The sequence below is a fragment of the Bacillus cereus group sp. BfR-BA-01310 genome, from assembly GCF_022664325.1.
Lineage (GTDB): Bacteria > Bacillota > Bacilli > Bacillales > Bacillaceae_G > Bacillus_A > Bacillus_A paramycoides.
Map to the genome: position 1 here is coordinate 1 of NZ_JAKUHD010000086.1, position 485 is coordinate 485.

Genomic DNA, 485 nt, shown 5'->3' on the forward strand with positions numbered 1-485 from the left:
TCTTAGATTTGAAACGCGGGGCACTGTTTTGTTTTTTGAAAAAACGTGTATAAGCATCCGCAAGGTTGCGAACAGACGACTGAATAGCAATACTATCCACTTCTTTTAGCCAAACAAATTCCTTCTTCATGGCAGGAAGTTTGGCAGAGCATGTACCATATGTCAAACCTTTTCCTCTTTCTTTGTATGCGTTATCCCATAGAGATAGGAAATGATTGAATACAAAACGAGAACAGCCAATCGTTTTATTGATTAGAGTTGCTTGTGCTTTATTTGGATATATACGAAATTTATATGCTTTATTGATAATCATTCGTTTCACCTCCATTTCTACATATGTCTATTATACAACAAACATACATTCGATAGGTAGTGAAGTGATAATGACAAATTGTCCAGTAACACTTTACATATGTCGAACAATTAAGATGGCTTCATGCCATCCCTTGTCCGAAGCCAATTCATCTCCCACCTACTCACTGGGC

Annotated in this window: 1 protein-coding gene; it reads right to left on the reverse strand. The window is 37.1% G+C overall.

All coding sequences use genetic code 11. From position 1 onward, the window contains the following. Positions 1 to 313: helix-turn-helix domain-containing protein (locus MR109_RS29670; RefSeq protein WP_242274860.1), on the reverse strand; the 313-nt coding region annotated here is incomplete at its 3' end. Between the last annotated feature and the right edge of the window lie 172 nt (positions 314 to 485).